This window comes from Nonomuraea sp. NPDC050451, from assembly GCF_044458585.1.
This window is the reverse complement of sequence record NZ_JBITHZ010000014.1, coordinates 20944-36601: the sequence shown is the minus strand read 5'-3', so window position 1 is coordinate 36601 and position 15658 is coordinate 20944. Positions and strand designations below refer to the sequence as shown.

The window sequence follows — 15658 nt, the reverse complement described above, 5'->3', positions numbered from 1 at the left end:
CCGTTCGGGTTGGGACCGTGGGGTTGAGGAACCAGCCAAGCAGCGGCGGTGGGGCGGATACCGGCAGGTTTCAGACCACACCATGCCGTGACGACATCAGCGCCAAGTGCCGAAGGCGTCGACGTCATCTTGGGTTGGCGGCCTGGTCCTGCAGGTCACAGTGAGATGATCTTTTCTTTCACGTGTGGCACGTTGGCCGCCTCTTCCGGCATGTTGCGCGGCCCGGGCGCGGGGGCTCGACGTCGCAAGCGTGCTGCGGGCCCTCACCGGCCCGAAGCCTTGGCCAAGATGATCGGAGCCGATCGCCCGCTTCAGCAGCGCGGCGTCGGCGGGGCCGGTGAGGATGAGCACGCAGCAGTCCGGCGTGGCCGGTTGTGCTGAGATGGCCGAGTGGGCCAGTGCAAACGGAACCCGAGCGACTGATCCGACGAGCAGTGGGCGTTGATCGAGCCGGTGATCATGGCGTGGAAGGCCGCGCACCGGTCCGTCAGCGCGGCCCTGCCCCCTCGTGGCGGTCTGCGTGACAGGGCCCGGCAGGCAGGAGACGGATCCCGGCACGTGGCTGCTGGACAAGATCGACTCCCGAGAGCAAGCTCTGACCTGCCCGATCGAGCAGACCCAGGTCGAGATCGACGCCTTGGCCGCACGGCTGCGCGACCTCGAAGAAGCGACCGAGCGCCTGCGGGTAACCCGCAAGAACCTGCTCTCACTCGCCGACGAACCGCCGGTCGAGAACGCCCCGCCAACTCCCGTCCTCCCCGACCACCCCGCCTACCGGCAGATTGTGGACATCTTCGCCGACCTCGGCCGCCTCCTACGGGCATGGGATCTGTGCGAGGCGCTGGACCTGCCCATCGTCGCGAAGAACACCGAGAAGATCCGCGCCAAGCTCAACGCCCGGTCGGCGTACAAGCAGTCCGGTCGCTTACGCGGTCGGTCGACGCGGCCGCGTACCGGTGGGATGGCCTTGATCGAGGGCATGAGCTGGGTGACGTCGTTGCGATGGCCACTTGCCAGGGAGAGCGCGAGGGAATGCCGCCTCCCTCGGTGATGACGTGGTGTTTCGAGCCCGGCTTGGCATGGTCGACCGGGCTCGGGCCGTTGTGGGCCGCCCTTGAGCGCGCCGACGTCCCCAGCGACGGCCATCAGCCGGTTTTCGGCCTGTCTGAAAGAAGTCCCGCCAGTGTGCGCTTCGACACAGACTCGCGAGCCGCACTGTTGCAAGAGTGGACCGCGATAGGCCAGACGCCCAAACGGCGGAACAACGGGCCGGGCGATGCAATCTGACAAGCAGGCCCTCCGTCGCTTCATGAGTCACGGCACCATGACGTCGATCACCAAGACGTCGATCACCAAGACGATGGCCGTCTTCGGCACGAGCGCCGCCCTGGCCAGTGGTCTCCTGACCACCGGTCTGATGAACGGTGCGGCCCAAGCCGCCTCCCTCCCTGCCGCGGAGACCGCAGGGTCGGCGAGCCTTCACCCATACGACGGCAAGGATCCCTACAGCAGCGGGTGTGCCCGCTCCAGGGTCAACACCGGGAAGAAAGCCTCGCTCAGGAACGAGGTCGGAGACCGCCTGGGCACGATCCGGCTGTTCTACTCCCGCCGGTGTGGCACCAACTGGGGCGAGGTGTCGGTCGCCACGAGCGCTTCCGGCACCATCACGGTCTACACCGGCACCAAGAGCAGATCCTTCACCTACCGGCCCGGGAACGCCGGGCACCACTGGGGCAACATGATCTACGCCCCCAGCGGCGTCTGCGCCAAGGTCACGGGCACGGTGACGGCCGGGGTGGGCCGCGCCAACAAGGGCAGCGGCACCACAGCCAAGGCCTGCGACTAAGCCACGCGGGCGCTCCGCGTGGCGCGCGGGTCCAGGCGAGGCCGATGAGCCGGCTCTGCCCCACGCCGTCGTGATCAGCGGAGGCAGGATCGCCACGATCGGCGCTGTGTTCTACGGCGCCCCCGGTCAACTGCCTCGCCCGACGCGACGATGCCGCGCCTTTGGCGGCGATGGCCTGGGTTGCGCGGAGGCTCCCCGCCCGTGGTTGGGGCGCGCGGCTGCGCCTGCAAGTCGCTCTTGAAGGGGCGAAAGGCCTCCGCGCAGCTGCCCGCTTCCGCACGCCGAGCTCGGAAACCCCGTATCAGCACTCAGACAGCAAGGAGGAAATCCATGCGCACATTCCAGTTCATCGGCACCACCGTCGCTGCCGTTTTCGGAGCGACGATGCTGGCCGGTCCGGCGGCCCAGTCCGCTTCCGCCGCCACGGCCGACAACGCCGCGATGATCCTGGCGGAAGACAGCATCAGGTGCGGCAAGGGCCTGGGCGGCAAGAGGAAGGTGAACTTCAGCTGGGAGAAGGGCAACGCCACCACCAAGATCTACTTCAACAACCACTGCAAGAAGGGCAAGAAGATCACCGCTGCGGTGGTGAGCCGCAATTACCGCGTCGACCACTGGCAGTACTGGTGCAGACCGCTGGACACCAACGGCCAGACCCAGGGGAACAAGAAGTTCTCCAACAGCGGCTACACCGTCTGGAAGGTCCTTCGCGGCCACAAGAACAAGTACTGCAAGGTGCGATAGTCCGGTCGCCCTCCTCGACGCGCCCCTTTCGCGGTCAGCCGCACCGCGCAAGGGGCGCGTCCGGTCGCCCTCCTCGACGCGCCCCTTTCGCGGTCAGCCGCACCGCGCAAGGGGCGCCAGGCCGGAGGTCGGTCAGCGGGGACGACGTCGCCGACCGGCCGGTCGCGGCCAGGCCGGCCGGTGGCGTGACATGAGCTACGGCTACCTGCACGCCGCCATCGCCCACCACGCTCATGACCGAGTCCGTCTAGCGGAGGAGCACTGGCAGCGTCATGGGCCCCTCGGTGATGAGTGACGAGGTGTACGGGACCTCGCCGGGCTCGACCGCCAACCGGAGATCGGGGAACCGGCCGAACAACGACGCCAGCGCGATACGTGCCTCGAGCCTGGCCAGCGGCGCCCCCAGGCAGAAGTGCGGACCGCGGCCGAATCCGAGGTGCGCATCCGGCTCCCGTACCGCGTCGAACCGCTGCGCCTCCCAGCCGAATCTGGCCCTGTCCGTCCCGGTGCTGGAGATGCCGACCATGATGGGCTGGCCCGCCCCGACTGTCACCCCGCCGAGCCGCACGTCCCGCAGCGGATACCGGAACATGACACTGACCACCGAGTTCCTGCTGCGCAGCGCCTCCTCCACCACCTGCTCCCAGGCGTTCTTCGCGCGCGCGAAGACCAACTGCTCCGGGTCCGAGCACAGCGCGACGACCGTGTTGGCGATCAGGTGGACCGTGGTCTCGTGTCCGGCGATGAGCACCAGCCACAGGATCCCTACCATCTCGCTGTCGGACAGGCGGTCGCCGTCGTCCTCCTGCGCACGTATCAGCCCTGTGGTGAGATCGTCGCCCGAGTCGTCGCGCTTGCGCTCGATCAAGGCGGCCAGATACCCGAGCAACCCGGCGTTGGCGGCGAGCATCTCCTCCGGCGAGGTGGTGTGCTGCAGCAGAGTGTGGCTCCAGTCGCGGATCTGCTGCTGCTCGCCCCGCGGCACCCCGAACAGCTCGCAGATCACCATGACCGGCAGCGGCTCGGTGAAGAAGCGGACGAGGTCCACCGCGCCGCTCTGGTCGGCCATCCGGTCCAGCAGTTCGTCGGTGATCCGCTGGATGCGCGGGGCCAGTCCCTGTACGCGGGCGGGGGTGAAGGCCCGGTTGATGAGTCCCCGCAGCCTCCGGTGGTCCGCGCCGTCCTGGGTCAGCAGGTGCTCTCCCTCGATGAGCTGGCGCAGCGGCCAGTCGGCCGGGATGGTGCCGTCGTTCAGCGCCGTGAAGTTCGCCGGGTTCTTGCTGAACAGCGTGTCGTCGTTCGTCAGGACCTCGTTGACCAGTTCGTACGAGGTCACGAGCCAGACGGGCACCTGGCCCGGCAGTTCGACGCGTAAGATCGGCCCGCCCTGGTCGTGGAAACGGCGGATGGTCGCGGACGTCCGTTCCGACGGCACGGGGATCTGGAGAGGAGTAGCCATAGAAATTCCCCACTATGGGATGAATGTCCCCCTCACTTTCCGCGTTGGGTTCGACCGGGCCAAGTCGTGAACGTTGTCACTGCAGGGCCCTCAACCTCTGCCGCTTCCGCCATTGCGGAACGTGAAGGTCTGCTCGGAAGTCCGTGGCGGACCTGCCCAGGGCCGCGCCGGAGCTCCGGTCGCCCGAGCGGATGAGGGTCCTCAGCTCGCTCATCCGGTCTCATCTGTTCACCGTCATCCTGGCCTGACCCTGGCTCTCCGCAGTCGGCGGGCTTCCCGGTCGCTGCTGCCGCTCGTCCGGCTCGCCTCCCTTGCGGTGGCCGAACCCGCCGATGAGGGGCGGCTCGTACGGGACGAGGTGCCCACACCGCCCGGCTGATCGAGTCGCGACACGAGGAAGACGACGGCTTACCGGTACGCCGCGACGGTGGCCTCGGCGGACCGGCGCGCCTGGTGCGGCTGGTGCCCGTGTGGTCCCGGTCGACGGCCGGGTCTGCGCGACCTGGACCGTCGAGGACGGCACGATGGTCGTCACCCCGCTGGGGCGCCTGTCCGGAGCCGACCTCGCCGCCGCTGCCGAGCAGGGACGGGCCTGGCGGCGTTCCTGTCCGGCGGCGACGCCCTGTCGTGGGCGGTTACCTCGGGGGATGGGCCAGGTCGCTGGGCGGCATGCCGCGGACCCGTTTGAAGGCGTTGCTGAAGGCGAAGCCGTCGGCGTACCCGACTCTCCTGGCCACGGCGGCGACGGTGGCGCCGGGCGCGCGCAGGAGGTCGGTGGCGCCGGGCGTGCGCAGGAGGTCGGCGGCGATGGTCATCCGCCACTCCGTGAGGTGGAGCAGGGGCGGCTGCCCGACCAGCTTGGCGAAGCGCCGGGCGAACACCGCCCGCGACATCCCCACCTCCGCGCCCAGGGCCGCGACCGTCCACGGGTGGGCCGGGCGTTCATGCATCGGGCGTAGCGCCCGCCCGAAGAGCGAGACGATACGTTGCGTCTCGTGCTATCGTCGCTTCCAACCCAACCGATGAGGAGTGAGTCATGGCCCGAGCGACAGACCCGCAGACCGGTGGACTTCGCCACGCTGAGACCTTCGTCGAGGTCGCGGACGGTTATCGGCTCTGGGTGGAGATGACCGGCGATCCGGAGCGTCCCGCCCTGCTCCTGGTGATGGGAGCCAACGCGAGCGGGCTGGGCTGGCCCGACGAGTTGGTCGAGCTGCTGTCCCGCGACCACTTCGTCGTCCGCTACGACCACCGTGACACCGGACGCTCCACCCATGCCTTCCACGAGCGTCCTTACCCGATCCGGGCGCTGGCCGACGACCCCATCGTGATCCTCGACGCGCTGCGGATCGCACGTGCTCACGTGGTCGGGATGTCGATGGGCGGCACCCTGGTCCAGCTGCTCCTCCTCGACCATGCGGACCGGCTGATGAGCGCCACGATCTTCGGTTCCGCGCTGATCGGCGGGGCGGCCCCCGACCCAGGCATCTCCGACGACGACCTGCCCGGGCCCGACCCCCGGCTGCTCGCTCTGTGGGCGGAGCTCGGACAGGAGCGCGACCCGGAGGCGGAGCTGCGGTGGCGGGTCGAACACTGGAGGGTTCTCAACGGCGACGTCCTGCCCTTCGACGCCGAGGAGTTCGCCGATCTCGAACGCCGGATCGCCACCCACGGCGGCACCTGGCGTAGCTCCGCCGCCCATGCCCTGGCCGACCAGTCGGGCATGGAGCGCGGGGCCGAACTCGCGAACGTCTCGGTGCCCACCCTGGTGATCGACGCGCCGGAGGATCCCGTCACCCCGCCGCCGCACGCCGCCCGGCTGGCGCGCGCCATCCCCGGTGCCACTCTCATCACAGTGCCCGGTCTCGGCCATGCGCTGCCCCACGCGGTCGTGCCGTCCCTCGCGGCAACGATCATCACCCACACCGGTGGGCGGCCCTGACACAGGAGAGCCGTCCGAGGCGCCGGCGGTAGACCTGCCGCGCGGCCGGGCGGGGGTCCGCAACGGCCGCAGGCCCCGCCCGGCCGCACGAGTGCCGTCGGATCTCGGGGTTCGCCGAGCCCGTTCGCCGGCGTCGGCGGGTTCAGGCGGCGTAGTCGGCCAGGGCGGGCTCCAGCAGATCGAACGCCTGGGTGGCTTCGGCGCCGATGGTGCGGGCGATCTCGTCGTTGGAGTGCCCGGCCAGGGTGAGGTCTTGGATGCGTTGGAACAGTATGCGGTGAACGGCGCCCAGGAGCCCTGCGGCGGTCTGCACGGTGATGTCGTCGGGGGTGGTGCCGGTGGCCTCGGCGAGGGCTTGGGCGAGGCGGTGTTCGCGCTGGTCGTGCAAGCCTCGCAGGCAGACGGTCAGGGTGGGGCTGTCGGCGATCATGCGGGCGAAGGGCGCGCCGGAGAAGCCGGCGACCGGATCCTGGGCGGCGATGGCGTCCTGCAAGACGCGGCGCAGCGCGGTCAGGGCGGATTGCCCGGGCTGTCGGTTGGCGACAGCGTGCGCCATGGTCGCGGTGAACTCCTCCTGATGATCCAGAGCCAGGTCTTCCTTGCGGGCGAAGTAGTTGGTGACGGTCTTCTTGGCAACGCGGGCAGCGGCGGCGATCTCGGCGATGGTGGTCTGTTCGAAGCCTTGGGCGATGAACAGCCGGGTGGCGTGGTCGGAGATGAGCTGCCGGGTCTCCTGCTTCTTGGCCTCCCGCAGGCCGACGGGCGACTCGAGCTGGGTGGGGTCGCCGGCGGTCTGGGCCGGAGTCTGGGTAGCCATGGGGAAATATTACCCCCGTAGCATCTTTATGTTGACACGCCTGAACCGTGTGGGCTAAATTTACTCCCGTCGTAAGTTTGCGACCATGGAACGCCGATCAGAACGAAGGAGAGTGCCCATGCGCAACCTCGACCCCGCCGCCGAGCACGCCACCCCTGCGATCGACCGCACCGATGTGCTGACCGGACAGCTGAGCCACCACCGGCCGGAGCGACCCTCGCGCCTCCTCAAGCGCGGTGACGACCTCCGCCACCTGCCCTCCGACCGTGCCGTCCGCGGGCGACGCGAGCCCCGTGTCGCCCGCAACATCCCCCGCCGTCGCGGCTACTGACCCGCGTCGACACCTCACGCCTCCGTCCCGGCTCCGACCCGACAGGGAGACCTTCTTGCAGATCATCGCGTCCACCGTCTCGCTCACGATCGACGACATCGCCGCCTCCCAGGCGTTCTTCACCACTCACCTGGGCTACACCGTTCAGGCCGCCGCCGACGGCTTCGCCTCCCTCACCCGGCCCGACGCGATGGACATCGTCCTGCTCGCCCGCGGCACCCAGGTACTACCGCCTGAGCAGCGCGATCAGCACGCGGCCGGCCTGATCCTGGCCCTCACCCTCGCCACCGGCCTGCAGGACCAGGAGAAGCGGCTGCGTGACGCCGGGGTCGAGATCACGATGCCGCTGCGTGAAGAGCCCTGGGGCGAACGCCTGTTCCAGGTCACCGACCCGAACGGCGTGATCATTCAGTTCGTCGAATGGGCCACGCCCGACAACGCCTGAGGACGCCGTCGCCAGGCGGCGCGCCTCCTGTTCGATCGGCCCGGGGACGCGTCGCGCGGGGCGGCCCCTGGAGCACTCGACCGGCCGCCGTCCCTGCCGGGCCGTGCCGCCCAGGCTCAGAGCGTGATCCACTCCGTGCTCGTGGTCACCGCGTCGAGCACCTCCGGGATCGGTTCCACGCCCAGGCCCGGCCCCGCGGGCACCTCGAGGTGGCCGTCGGACAGCTCGAACGGCTGGGTGATGTCGGTGGAGTAGTAGCGTCGCGACCCCGACGTGTCGCCGGGCAGCGTGAAGCCCGGCAGGGCGGCCAGGGCCACGTTCGCCGCCCGGCCGAGGCCGGTCTCCAGCATGCCGCCGCACCACACCGCGATCCCGTTCGCCCGGCACAGGTCGTGGATGCGCCGGGCCTCCAGGTAGCCGCCGATCCGGCCGGGCTTGATGTTGACGATCGAGCACGAGCCGAGCGCGATCGCGGCGGCCGCGTGCTCGGCCGACTCGATCGACTCGTCCAGGCAGATCGGCGTCTTGAGCTGCTTGGCCAGCCTGGCGTGCTGCACGAGGTCGTCGTTGGCCAGCGGCTGCTCGATCAGCAGCAGGTCGAACGCGTCGAGCCGGGCCAGGCGGCGGGCGTCGCTCAGCGAGTAGGCGGCGTTCGCGTCGACCTGGAGGAGCAGGTCGTCGCCGAACCGCTCGCGCACGGCCCGGACCGGCTCGACGTCCCAGCCGGGCTCGATCTTGAGCTTGATGCGGACGTACCCCTCGTCGAGGTAGCCACCCACGGCGTCGAGCAGCTGCGGGATCGAGTCCATGATGCCGACCGACACCCCGCACGGCACCCGCGTGCGGGAGGCGCCGAGGAAGCGGGCGAACGACTCGCCCGCCGTCCTGAGCTGCGCGTCCAGCACCGCCGTCTCCAGCGCGGCCTTCGCCATGCGGTGGCCCTTGACGGGCTCCAGCGCGCGGCCGACGTCGTGCACGTCCAAAGTCTTCGGCAGCGCGGGCAGCAGGAAGCGCCGGATCACCTCGGCCGCGCCGTCGGTGTACTCGGAGGAGTAGAGCGGCTCGCCCATGGCCACGCACTCGCCCCACCCCTCGGCGTCCGGCGTCACCACCCTGACCAGCAGGACGTCGCGGGCCGTCTCCGTGCCGAACGACGTGCGGAACGGCGCCACCAGCGGCATCGCGATCCGCCGCAGCTCAACTCCAGTGATCTTCACTTTGTCTCCACTACGTAGTAGGACTTCCCGGAGAACCCCGTCACCGCGCGGCCCTCGGCCATCAGACCGCCCAGCACGTCGCGCACGGCGTGCCGCCACGCCTTGGCCGTTCCCGGGTCGGCGCCGCGCAACCCCCCGATGTCGGCGGGCACGGCCACCAGCACCGTGCCGGCGTCCACCGGGCCGGTCACCGGCCGCCCGCCCACGTCGGCGAGCGCGAAACCGATGCCGCGCCCGGCCGCCGTCCCCGTGACGCGGGAGTGCAGGGCGTTTCCGCCGGCCAGGAACCCGACCGAGCCGCCCAGCAGGCGGCCGCCGTCGAAGGCGCCCGCCACGTAGCCGCCCGCGTGCGCCAGGGCCCGCATCAGCTCGACCGTGATGGGCGGGGCGCCGGTCCCGAAGTGCCAGATGTCGCCGAACAGCGCGTCCACCTGCTCGAACTCCGCCATCTCATGGAGCTCCCTGACCTCGACCAACCTGCCGCTCCTCGCCTCGGACGTTCACTGGCGACGGTATGCGACTGCGGGGCCGCCGCGATTCGCCGGGGTTCACCAAGCCGGGGGCGGGCTTTGGTGGAAGCGGCTAACAGGGCGTGATGAGGAGTCTGCTGGGGGCCTCCTGGCTGAGGCGTACCGACTCCAGGGGGACGGTTCCGGCCAGGCGGGCGCGTACGGCCTCCGCCCGCACGTCACCGTCGAGCGAGCTGCGGCCGTCGCGGCGGACCTCCGCCGCGCACGGCCCCGGCTGCGCGGCCATGACGAGGCCCGCTACGGTCGCCCCGGCCAGCGCACCCAGATCGCTCCCGGTCCAGCCGTAGTGCCACATGCCCGCCGCCACCACCGGCGCCGCGGGCCAGCAGTCCGGCGCGGTGGCCACCACGTCGATCCCCTGGAACAGGGCCTGGGCGATCTCCTCCGCGCACGTCGCCACGAGGGTGCCCACGCGCAGCCCGGGAAAGTCGGGCATCGGGCCGCCCATCCCGTAGATGAGCTTGATGCCCGTTTCGAGGGGCCCGGGGCCGCCGTCGTGCCAGCCGCAGACCACCACGTCGAGCGACCCGGCGGACCTCCACGTGCCGATGCGCAGCATGATTTTGGACTACCCTTCGCCGTGGATCATCACACACCGTCACGGGCTAGGGTTGCCCGAGTGGAAGATGAGATCGCGCGGATGCTCGGCGGCGCCGACGCCGTCGTCGAGCCGCTCACGCACAACCCGCTGAACGCGGTGACCGGCGGCATCTGGCGGGTGCGCAGGGGGTCGAGGTCGGCGGTGCTCAAGGTGCTGACCCGCCGGAAGGAAGGCGGCGAGGGGTGGGGGCACTCCGACGACCCGCGCCACTGGAACTACTGGCGCAGGGAGGCCGACGTCTACGCCGACGGCCTGCCGGGGCTGTGGGCGGGCTCCGGGGTGACCGCGCCGAAGCTGCTGGAGCTGGTCGAACGCGACGACGGCGACCTCGCGCTGTGGACCGAGGACGTGGCCGGGCGGCCCGGCACCACCTGGGACCTCGAGCGCCACACGCTCTTCGGGCACCAGCTCGGCCTGGCCCAGGGGGCGGCGGGCCAGGTGGAGCGGCCGTGGTCGAGCCGGTCGTTCCTGCGCGACTACCTGGGTTCGAAACCGGTCCCGTACGAGCTGCTGGAGGACGACGCGGCCTGGCGGCACCCCCTGGTCGCCGAGAACTTCCCGCCCGGGCTGCGCGGGGAGCTGGCGCGGCTGCATCGGGACCGGGAGGAGCTCCTGGCCGTCCTGGAGTCGCTGCCGAGGGCGCTGTGCCACCTCGACGTGTGGCCGAGCAACGTGATCGACCGCGACGGCGAGAGCGTGCTGGTGGACTGGGCGTTCGCGGGCGACGGCGCGCTGGGCGAGGACGTCGGCAACCACATCCCGGACAGCGTGTTCGACCTGTTCCTGCCGGCCGCCCTGCTGCTCGGGCTCGACGCGGAAGTCTACGGGGCGTACGTGCGGGGGCTGCGCGATTCGGGGTGGCACGGTGACGAGCGGCTGGTGCGGCTGGCGGTGTGCGCGTCGGCGGTCAAGTACGACTTCCTGGCCCCGCTCATGCTGGCCCGGGCGGGGGAGACGCAGCTCGACTACGGCGGCGCCAGGCCCGTCGACGCGGCCCGCCGGTTCAGGGAGCGAGGTGAGGCGCTGATGTTCCTGACGGGCTGGGCCGACGAGGCCCGCAGGCTGGCCGAGGCCGTCAAGCTGCCCTAGCGGTCGAGGACGTGCAGGGTGTGCGGGTACGCGCCCAGCGGCACCGGCCCGTCGTCCGCGCACACCACCACGTCCGCGACCCGGGCCCCGAACAGGTCGGGCACGTAGATGGCGGGCTCCAGGCAGAACACCGTCCCCGGCTCGAACACGGCGTCCTCGCCCGGCCACGGCCCCTCGTCGTGTCCCAGTCCGACGCCCCGGCCCACGTGCGCCGCCGCGAAGTGCCCGTACCCGCTGCCGTCGATCACCTCGCCCACGGCCCTGGCCACCTCGTCCACCGGCACGCCGGGCCGCACGGCCGCGAGCCCGGCCCGGTGGGCGGCCAGCACCACCGAGTACATCGCCTCGAAGTCATCCGGCGGCTCGGCCACGGCGAACACCCTGGACACCTCGGCGCAGTAGCCGCCCCATCGACCGCACACCGACACGCCCAGCGCGTCCCCGGGGTTGATCACGCGCTCCCCGGGCACGTGCGCGGGCCGCGAGGTGTGCTCCCCGGCCGCCACCCGCAGCGACAGCAGTTCCTCGCACCCCGACTCGGCCAGCAGCACCCGCAGCCGGTACGCCATCGCCCGCTCGGTCACCCCGAACCAGGCCAGCTCCAGCGCCTGCCCCAGCACCCCTTCCGCCGCCGCCACCGCGCGCCCGACGGCCTCGACCTCGTACGGCTCCTTGCGCAGCCGCAGCGGCCACAGCACCGACGAGGCGGGCACGAGCTCGGCCTCGATCGCCAGCCCGAACAGCTCCCGCATCCGCATCTCCGGATCCACCCCGACCCGGCGCGCCCCCGGGGGCACCACCCCGGCCGGATCGGCGGTCTCGGCCACCACGTCCGGCGTGACCACCAGAAACGTGCCCTGGCCACCTCCGAGAAAGCTCCCGAGGAAGCGGGAGTCCGGCGAGGGCCGCAGCACGAGGGCGTCCACCCCGGCCTCGCCCATGGCCGCCCGCACCGCCGCCAGCCGCGCCGCGGCGGCCTGCGGCCCCGGGGCGGCGTCGGGGACGGGTGTCACTTCGGCTCGTGCAGCCAGCAGGCCACCGGCCCGAACTCCGGCTCCTTCACGCGGCACACGTCCATCACGGACGGGCACCGCGGGTTGAACCGGCACCCTCCCGGCGGGTTGGCCGGGTCCGGCACGTCACCGGCCAGCTCGGCGGGCAGCACCCCCATCCCGTCCGGCTTGGGGATGGCCTGGAGCAGTGCCTTCGTGTACGGGTGCTTCGGGTCCGCCCACACCTCGGCCGTATTGCCCACCTCGACGATCTTGCCGAGGTACATGACGGCGATCCGGTCGGCGATCAGCCGCACCACGGACAGGTCGTGGCTGATGAACAGCAGCCCCGCGCCCGAGTCCACCGCCAGGTCCCGCATCAGCCTGGCCACCTGGGACTGCGCCGAGGCGTCCAGCGCCGAGATCGGCTCGTCGCCGATCAGCAGCCGCGGCCGGGCCGCGAGCGCCCTGGCGATGGCGATGCGCTGCCGCTGCCCGCCGGAGAACTCGTGCGGGTGCCTCCCGGCGAAGTCCCGCGGCAGGCCGACGCGTTCCAGCAGGTCGGCGGGCGAGGTGGCGGTGTCGGCCGAGGTGCGCAGCCCGTCGGCGATCTGGTCGCCGACCCGCCGCCGGGGATTGAGGGAGGCGTACGGGTCCTGGAAGACCATCTGGATCCCGGTCAGCTTCCTGCGCCGCAGCCCGAGCGGCGTGACCGGTTGCCCGTCGAACGCGATGGAGCCCGTGGTGATCGGGTTCAGCCCGCAGACGGCGCGGGCCAGCGTCGACTTGCCGCACCCGGACTCGCCGACCAGCCCGACGACCTCGCCGGGGTTGACCGTCAGGCTGGCCCCCGCCACGGCCCGCACGGCGGGACGCCCGGGGGAGCGGTGCTCGACGACCAGGTCGTCGATGGCCAACAGAGTCATTGCGCCTCCGCGTCGGGTAGGGACTCCAGCAGGGAACGCGTGTAGGCGTGCTCGGGCTCCCGCAGCACCCGCCCGCGCGGCCCCGACTCCACGACGAGGCCGTCCTTCATCACGCTCACCTCGTCCGCCACCGCCGACATCACGCCCAGGTCGTGGGTGACCAGCAGCACCGCCAGGCCCAGCTCGTCGCAGAGGCCGCGCAGCAGCCGCAGCACGCCGGCCTGCACGGTCACGTCGAGCGCGGTGGTCGGCTCGTCGGCGATCAGCACCTTGGGGGAGCAGGCCAGCGCGATGGCGATGGCGATGCGCTGGCGCATCCCGCCGGAGAACTGGTGCGGATAGCGCCCGTACGCCTCCTCGGCCCCCGGGATGCGCACCTTGCCCAGCAGCTCCACCGCCCGGGCCCGCGCTTCGCGCTTGTCCAGCCGCAGGTGGTGGCGCATGTGCTCGGTGAGCTGCTTGCCGATCGTCAGCATCGGGTGCAGGCTGGTCGCCGGGTCCTGGAACACCATGGCGACCTCGCCGCCGCGTATCCGGTTCAGCTCCTTGGGCGGCAGGGTGAGCAGGTCGCGCTCGCCGAGCCGGATCGCGCCCGACACGCGGGCGCCGTGCGGCAGCAGCCCGAGCACGGCCAGCCCCGTCATCGTCTTGCCCGAGCCGCTCTCCCCGGCCAGCCCGTGCACCCGGCCGGGCTCCAGCGCGAGATCGACGCCGCGCAGGATCTCCTTGCCGCCGATCGACATCTTCAACCCGGTGATGCTCAGAGTCGTCATAGTGCACGCTCCTTGATCGCGCGGGCCGTACGGGGGTCGAGCGCGTCCCGCAGGGTGTCGCCGAGGAAGTTGAACGCCAGCACCACCGTCAGGATCGCCAGCCCCGGGAACGTCGCCACCCACCAGCTGTCGAACACCTCCACGCCCGAGGCCACCATCGCCCCCCACTCGGGAGACGGCGGCTTGGCCCCGAGGCCCAGGAACGACAGCCCGGACAGCAGCAGCAGCGCGGTGCCGATGTCCAGCGTCGCGAGCACGAGGACGGGGCCGGTCACGTTCGGCAGCACGTCCACGCGCAGCGACCGCCACACCGAGAAGCCCAGCAGCCGCCCGCTCAGCACGAACTCCCGCTCGCGCACCCCCAGCACCAGCCCCCGGGTGACGCGGGCGTACGCGGGCCAGGCCACGACCAGCACGGCCAGCACCGCGTTCGTCAGGCTGGCGCCCAGCGCGGCGGCCACCACCATGGCCAGGATCACGGTCGGGAACGCGAACACCAGGTCCGCCAGCCGCATGATCGTCTCGTCGACCCACCGGCCGAAGTACCCGGCGCAGGCGCCGAGCAGCCCGCCGATCAGCACCGAGAGCACGACCAGCAGCAACGTCAGCGGGATCGACACCCGCGCCCCGTACATGACGCGGCTCAGGATGTCGCGGCCGAGCTGGTCGGTGCCGAACCAGTGCCCGGGCCCCGGCGGCGAGAGCCGCGGCAGGTCCTGGGCGAGGGGGTCGTGCGGCGCCAGCACAGGGGCGGCCAGCGCGATGACCAGCCAGGCCACCGCCAGCACGGCGCCGACCACGGCCAGCGGCTGCCGCCACGCCTCGGGCAGCCGGGCAAGCAGGCCCCTGCGGGCCAGGGGGTCCCGCCGTCTCATTGCAGCCTCACTCGGGGATCGATGACGCCGTACAGGACGTCCACGATCAGGTTGATGACCAGGTAGACGACGCCGACGACCAGGCCGACGCCCATGACGGCGGGCAGGTCGAGGGTGGTGGCGCTCTTGTACGCGTACTGGCCGACGCCGGGCCAGGCGAAGATCGCCTCGACCAGCACGGTGCCGGACAGCAGGCTGCCGAACGCCAGGCCCGCCACGGTGATGATGGGCACCAGGGCCGAGCGCAGCACGTACCGGAAGAGGATCACCCGGCCGGGCAGGCCCTTGGCCCTGGCGGCGCGCACGTAGTCCTGCCCCAGCACTTCCAGCACCGCCGAGCGCGTGAAGCGGGTGAGCAGGCCGATCGTGTAGAGCGCCAGCACCAGCGCGGGCGTCACCAGATGCCCGACCGCGGAGGAGAACACGTCCCACCGGCCCGCCAGCAGCGCGTCCACGGTCTGCAGCCCGGTCACGGCCGGGACCGCGCCGTTGAGCGCCGCGTCCACCCGGCCGCTGCCCGGGGTGAGCTGCAGCCGGTAGAAGAACACGTAGAACGCCACCAGCGCCAGCCAGAACGTCGGGACCGAGATGCCGATGAGGCTCAGCACGCGCAGCGCGTGGTCCGACAGCCGGTCCCGGCGCAGCGCGGCGATCACGCCGAACGCCACGCCCAGCACCAGCGACACCAGGATCGCCGCCCCGGCCAGCTCCAGCGTCGCCGGGACGAACTCGGCCAGGTCCTGGCTGACCGGCCGGTGACTCTGCTGGCTGGTGCCCAGGTCGCCGTGGGCCAGGCCCTGGAGGTGGAGCACGTACTGCTCCCAGAGGGGCTTGTCCAGGCCGTGCTCGGCCCGCCACTGGGCCACGATCGCCGGATCGCCCAGCGCCCGCTGGCCGAGGTTCGCGGCCACGGGGTCGCCGGGCACCAGGTTCGTCAGGACGAACGTGACGAGCGTGATGCCCCAGGCCATCAGGATCGCGAGCAGGATGCGCCGGATCAGGAAGCGGACGAGCGGATGGGCCCGTCTCGCCCGGCCCCGGCGGGCTTCGCCCGGGATGTCGGACACCTGC

18 protein-coding genes are annotated in these 15658 nt (G+C 71.5%); 7 read left to right on the top strand and 11 right to left on the bottom strand.

Translation table 11 applies throughout. From position 1 onward, the window contains the following. Window positions 1-520: 520 nt before the first annotated feature. The 3 genes from ACIBI9_RS35340 to ACIBI9_RS35330 all read left to right on the top strand — a co-directional run bounded on the left by ACIBI9_RS35340 (window position 521) and on the right by ACIBI9_RS35330 (window position 2590). The gene (locus ACIBI9_RS35340; protein WP_397228558.1) at window positions 521-1051 is read left to right on the top strand and encodes a hypothetical protein; all 531 of its coding nucleotides are present in this window, start codon (window positions 521-523) and stop codon (window positions 1049-1051) included. A gap of 258 nt (window positions 1052-1309) precedes the next feature. Beyond that, window positions 1310-1846 (top strand): DUF2690 domain-containing protein, encoded by a 537-nt coding sequence (locus ACIBI9_RS35335; RefSeq protein WP_397228556.1) that lies wholly within the window; start codon window positions 1310-1312, stop codon window positions 1844-1846. A gap of 330 nt (window positions 1847-2176) precedes the next feature. Then, window positions 2177-2590: a hypothetical protein gene (locus ACIBI9_RS35330; protein ID WP_397228554.1), complete on the top strand. Its 414-nt coding sequence runs from the start codon at window positions 2177-2179 to the stop codon at window positions 2588-2590. Between the two features lie 247 nt (window positions 2591-2837). Here the strand turns inward: ACIBI9_RS35330 and ACIBI9_RS35325 are convergent, their stop codons facing one another. Continuing rightward, a complete protein-coding gene (locus ACIBI9_RS35325; RefSeq protein ID WP_397228552.1) occupies window positions 2838-4049 on the bottom strand; it encodes a cytochrome P450 in 1212 nt (403 codons plus the stop codon). Between the two features lie 635 nt (window positions 4050-4684). Continuing rightward, entirely contained in the window at window positions 4685-4999 is a 315-nt protein-coding gene (locus ACIBI9_RS35320; RefSeq protein ID WP_397228550.1) for a helix-turn-helix transcriptional regulator, read from the bottom strand. Window positions 5000-5085: 86 nt separating this feature from the next. Here ACIBI9_RS35320 and ACIBI9_RS35315 point away from each other — a divergent pair, with 86 nt between their 5' ends. Continuing rightward, the gene (locus tag ACIBI9_RS35315) at window positions 5086-5991 is read left to right on the top strand and encodes an alpha/beta fold hydrolase (RefSeq protein WP_397228549.1); all 906 of its coding nucleotides are present in this window, start codon (window positions 5086-5088) and stop codon (window positions 5989-5991) included. A 142-nt stretch (window positions 5992-6133) separates the two neighbouring features. On the opposite strand, the gene ACIBI9_RS35310 is transcribed toward ACIBI9_RS35315, so the two are convergent. Then, window positions 6134-6808 (bottom strand): TetR/AcrR family transcriptional regulator, encoded by a 675-nt coding sequence (locus ACIBI9_RS35310; protein WP_397228547.1) that lies wholly within the window; start codon window positions 6806-6808, stop codon window positions 6134-6136. A gap of 118 nt (window positions 6809-6926) precedes the next feature. On the opposite strand from ACIBI9_RS35310, the gene ACIBI9_RS35305 reads away from it, so the two are divergent. Both ACIBI9_RS35305 and ACIBI9_RS35300 read left to right on the top strand, forming a co-directional pair. After that, window positions 6927-7139: a hypothetical protein gene (locus ACIBI9_RS35305; RefSeq protein ID WP_397228545.1), complete on the top strand. Its 213-nt coding sequence runs from the start codon at window positions 6927-6929 to the stop codon at window positions 7137-7139. Window positions 7140-7194: 55 nt separating this feature from the next. After that, a complete protein-coding gene (locus ACIBI9_RS35300; RefSeq protein ID WP_397228543.1) occupies window positions 7195-7584 on the top strand; it encodes a VOC family protein in 390 nt (129 codons plus the stop codon). A 116-nt stretch (window positions 7585-7700) separates the two neighbouring features. On the opposite strand, the gene menC is transcribed toward ACIBI9_RS35300, so the two are convergent. The 3 genes from menC to ACIBI9_RS35285 form a co-directional block, all read right to left on the bottom strand. Continuing rightward, complete coding sequence (gene menC / locus ACIBI9_RS35295; protein ID WP_397228541.1) at window positions 7701-8801, bottom strand: o-succinylbenzoate synthase; 1101 nt, start codon at window positions 8799-8801, stop codon at window positions 7701-7703. Beyond that, complete coding sequence (locus ACIBI9_RS35290) at window positions 8798-9277, bottom strand: hypothetical protein (RefSeq protein ID WP_397228539.1); 480 nt, start codon at window positions 9275-9277, stop codon at window positions 8798-8800. The genes menC and ACIBI9_RS35290 overlap by 4 nt, the downstream gene beginning before the upstream one ends. Window positions 9278-9383: 106 nt before the next feature. Continuing rightward, window positions 9384-9890 (bottom strand): acyclic terpene utilization AtuA family protein, encoded by a 507-nt coding sequence (locus tag ACIBI9_RS35285; protein ID WP_397228537.1) that lies wholly within the window; start codon window positions 9888-9890, stop codon window positions 9384-9386. Between the two features lie 60 nt (window positions 9891-9950). Between ACIBI9_RS35285 and ACIBI9_RS35280 the strand changes: the two genes are divergently transcribed. Then, a complete protein-coding gene (locus tag ACIBI9_RS35280) occupies window positions 9951-11021 on the top strand; it encodes a phosphotransferase family protein (RefSeq protein WP_397228535.1) in 1071 nt (356 codons plus the stop codon). Here the strand turns inward: ACIBI9_RS35280 and ACIBI9_RS35275 are convergent. From ACIBI9_RS35275 to ACIBI9_RS35255, 5 genes are read right to left on the bottom strand one after another with little or no spacing between them, the layout of a single operon-like run. Then, a complete protein-coding gene (locus ACIBI9_RS35275) occupies window positions 11018-12034 on the bottom strand; it encodes a M24 family metallopeptidase (RefSeq protein WP_397228533.1) in 1017 nt (338 codons plus the stop codon). The two genes, ACIBI9_RS35280 and ACIBI9_RS35275, sit on opposite strands and share 4 nt — an antisense overlap. Next, window positions 12031-12939, bottom strand: coding sequence for an oligopeptide/dipeptide ABC transporter ATP-binding protein (locus ACIBI9_RS35270; RefSeq protein ID WP_397228531.1), 909 nt, complete (start codon window positions 12937-12939; stop codon window positions 12031-12033). The genes ACIBI9_RS35275 and ACIBI9_RS35270 overlap by 4 nt, the downstream gene beginning before the upstream one ends. Beyond that, window positions 12936-13712, bottom strand: a complete 777-nt coding sequence (locus ACIBI9_RS35265) for an ABC transporter ATP-binding protein (protein WP_397228529.1) — start codon at window positions 13710-13712, stop codon at window positions 12936-12938. The genes ACIBI9_RS35270 and ACIBI9_RS35265 overlap by 4 nt, the downstream gene beginning before the upstream one ends. Beyond that, window positions 13709-14587 carry an ABC transporter permease gene (locus ACIBI9_RS35260; protein WP_397228527.1) on the bottom strand — a complete coding sequence of 293 codons (879 nt, stop codon included), beginning with the start codon at window positions 14585-14587 and terminating at the stop codon, window positions 13709-13711. The genes ACIBI9_RS35265 and ACIBI9_RS35260 overlap by 4 nt, the downstream gene beginning before the upstream one ends. Continuing rightward, the gene (locus ACIBI9_RS35255) at window positions 14584-15654 is read right to left on the bottom strand and encodes an ABC transporter permease (RefSeq protein WP_397228525.1); all 1071 of its coding nucleotides are present in this window, start codon (window positions 15652-15654) and stop codon (window positions 14584-14586) included. The genes ACIBI9_RS35260 and ACIBI9_RS35255 overlap by 4 nt, the downstream gene beginning before the upstream one ends. Window positions 15655-15658: the final 4 nt, after the last annotated feature.